The organism is Microcoleus sp., assembly GCF_049646505.1.
Taxonomy (GTDB): domain Bacteria; phylum Cyanobacteriota; class Cyanobacteriia; order Cyanobacteriales; family Microcoleaceae; genus Microcoleus.
Window position 1 is genome coordinate 1 of the sequence record NZ_JBARVX010000052.1, and the last position, 3,114, is coordinate 3,114.

Annotated in this window: 5 protein-coding genes; all 5 read right to left on the reverse strand. The window is 41.6% G+C overall.

Annotated elements, in window-relative coordinates; translation table 11 throughout:
• Nucleotides 1-977, reverse strand: a 977-nt coding sequence (locus tag WBA89_RS02795) for a YcjF family protein (protein WP_424403877.1), incomplete at its 3' end; no start/stop codon positions are given.
• Nucleotides 978-1,116: 139 nt separating this feature from the next.
• The gene (locus WBA89_RS02800) at nucleotides 1,117-1,656 is read right to left on the reverse strand and encodes a Uma2 family endonuclease (RefSeq protein WP_424403879.1); all 540 of its coding nucleotides are present in this window, start codon (nucleotides 1,654-1,656) and stop codon (nucleotides 1,117-1,119) included.
• Nucleotides 1,657-1,703: 47 nt separating this feature from the next.
• A complete protein-coding gene (locus WBA89_RS02805) occupies nucleotides 1,704-2,201 on the reverse strand; it encodes a DUF29 domain-containing protein (protein WP_424403881.1) in 498 nt (165 codons plus the stop codon).
• A 130-nt stretch (nucleotides 2,202-2,331) separates the two neighbouring features.
• The gene (locus tag WBA89_RS02810; protein ID WP_424403883.1) at nucleotides 2,332-2,904 is read right to left on the reverse strand and encodes a hypothetical protein; all 573 of its coding nucleotides are present in this window, start codon (nucleotides 2,902-2,904) and stop codon (nucleotides 2,332-2,334) included.
• 27 nt (nucleotides 2,905-2,931) lie between these two features.
• Nucleotides 2,932-3,114 (reverse strand): MafI family immunity protein (locus WBA89_RS02815; protein ID WP_424403885.1); only part of this gene is annotated, 183 nt, incomplete at its 5' end.

Genomic DNA, 3,114 nt, shown 5'->3' on the forward strand with positions numbered 1-3,114 from the left:
GTTGCCGCCGTTGCACCGGAAATCGCCCCGCCGACAACAGTACCAGCACCGGGAATCATTTTAATCAAATTAGTCACAATACTTCGGCCAACAGCAGTCACCCCGCCAGCACCGCTAATCGCAGACAGCATCGCCGAAACAAACCCCTTATCAAAGGGCATTCCAAAAATCACAGTAATATTAGCAATCATTGCCGTTTGCATCGCCATTAAAATCGGCGCATCAGCAAACGGTACAGGAGTCGCACCGACAATTGCAGAACCGGCTACATAACCAGTTACATACTTAAATGCCATGTCAGATTTGAGCGAAACATTGGCAATTTGTTCTTTCACAAAAGCTTTTTGAGCTACTGCAGGCAGCAGTTGAAAAGTTGCATCCACCAATTTGTCTAAACCGTGAGATTTTACTGTATAATCCTCATCTATTTCTTCCGGTTCTGCCATGACTGGAATGATTTGACTGACTGGCAAATTCATGTGTTCCAGTTGCTTGAAAAACTCGCTGGGCTTTTTCGATGTAGTTTGAGTGAGCACTAAAATCACTGGTACATCTTTAACTTCCATTTCTTTCAGCCAGTTTTCCTCGACTGATTCTATTCTATTGGCGCTGTGATTGATGCAGTACCAGATAACGTGTATGTGTTCTTTGGGGTGCAGGAGTCTTTGGTCTTCAATTAGTTTAGCAACGTTTAATTGAATAAGTTTAATTTGTTCGGCATTGAGTTCGAGTCCGGGAGTGTCGTAAACTGCGATCGGGCAATTCGGTTTTGTGTATTGGCGAATACCGTGAGTGACGGGGCGGCCGACTCCGGTTTCTGCTAAGCGCTGGCGAAACACAGAATTGATCAGGGTACTTTTGCCGACTCCGGTTTTGCCGATGACTAAAACATTGCACTGTCCCACTTGGTTTTCTGCTTCTTTAAAGGCGTCGTAACTTTTGTTTAAAAGGTCGTCTAGGGAAAAGTCGTCTGACATGGCGGTTTGTGCTCCGAGAAGGATGGGAGATTAAATCTGGATTTAAACACCACCGAAGAGAATTCGGAGGCTCTACAAACGAAGTCCGCCTTCGCGAACTGGGGAGTCTTAAAGATATTGTAGCAATTTAGTTTGATGTTTAAGCTAACAGTCGATCGACCTCAATGCTAAAACCGAGCAAGATTTGTTGAGTGCTAGCAGTATCGCCGGATCTAAATGTCAATATTTGATTTTGAGTCATCACGAATATCAAACTACTTTCTGGAAAAACTAGCCAAACTTCCTGACAGCTAGATGCTAAATATTCCTGTGCTTTGAGAAAGACATCTTCCGCGATATCGGTGGGTGAAACTATTTCGGCAATTAGGGGAAAACTTTGAGGTAAAGTGGCAAGGTTGCCATATTGTGCGACTAATTCGGGTGTGAGATAGGCGACATCGGGGCGGCGAATTTGTCGGCTAGTGCGGCAAGGAACTTCGACATAAGCTTCTCCCCCTTGTCCGCTGGAATCTTTGTAATCTCCCCAATAATTCCCCAGTCTCAACTGAATTTTACCCGTCTTTAGTGTCATGCCATTTTTCTCCACAAGTTGGCCGTCTACCAATTCCATGTTGTCGGGCGGCTCGGTGATGAATTCTTCTACAGTAAGATTATCCTGTACAGCAGTAGCAGTGACCATAGTTATTTCCTCGCTTTTGCATATTCGCTGATACTATTATGATTCAATTATTCAATATTTTCAGAATTTTCAGATTGATCGCACTCAAGCGGTAAAAAATCAGGATTAAGAACTTCTTCTTCAGTAAAGGGAGACTCTGGGGGAAATATCTGAATAGATAAACCGGTTTCATCTGCGGCTAATTCTCTGGCATCTTGATAAGATTCATTAAAAATATCTTCAAAAAAACGATATAAACTCGGACTGGTTTTGAAGGTATCTCGGATGCGTTTACGATGTTCGCGAATGGTGTAAACCCAACTATTTGTTCGTTTTTCTGGCTGATATTTATACTTAAGCAAGTGCATTAAAAGTATCCTCAAATTACTTTTTAAAGCATTTTTATCGCTTCTCCCCATACTTTCCAGTTCCTCTAGTAAGTTCTCTAAATCTATTTCAGAAAACTTTCCCTCTTTTAATAAGTTGATAGTTGTCTGCAACCAAAGATAAAAATCCTGTTCATAAAGGGATGTTATTCCAGTTGTCATTGATTGGATAGTTGTCATTTTGTTTGACTCCCTTTCTCTTCTCTAGACATAAGTGTAACATATTCGATAATTTATCGCTGAAGTTAGCTTTACGGGCCAAAATGAGCCGAATTATGCAAGAAGTGCGATCGGTTTTTTAAATCGCACTTTATGGTAGTTTCTCACGCAATGAAAGCCAAGTGTTGAGTTCTTCATCTAAAACATACTTATTGTTGTTAGCGAGTGCTGCGATAACTTTCAATCGATTTTTAAGTTGTCTTAACTCGCGAATTTCTGCAATGGGTAGCATTTTCCAATTAGCTGCCTTTTTTTCGACATTTTCCCGCGACTCTTTGATGTTATGCCAAAACCATTGTAGAATCAAGTTAACATCGAGAACAGGATGGTTAAAAATTACTCCGAGTTGTCCGATCGCCCCAGCCCGCAGCATCATTGCAGAAATCGTAAAAGACTCGCCGCTTCCTGGTTTTTTTTGTTCTGCGGCTTCAGATAGGCGATCGTAAATTGTCGTCGCTACTTGTGTCCATGTGCGATCGCACAAACCGGAACAATTTTCACCTTTTCGAGCCTTAGCAGCAGCAACATCGGCTAATAACAGCCAGTTAAAGTCTTGCGGTTGGGCGGTTTGACCTGAAAATATGTTGTTTACCCAAATCAGTACAGATTCGGCATTTTGTTCTAGGATGCGATCGATCAATATTGTCGTAGGAGATTGAGTCATAATTTATCTACTCCACATATTCTATTGTCAAGGAGTTACTTGGACTTTTAGCATCTCCCAAATTTCCCGTTCCATGTTCAAGATATTGCCCACTTCTTGCAAGAGTTCATAACCCTTTAAATCTATGGGAATTTCTTCTTCAATGAGAATATCGCACAAAATCTCTAACGCCAAATTCCACTCGCCAGCCTGAATATCTGAAACCATAAA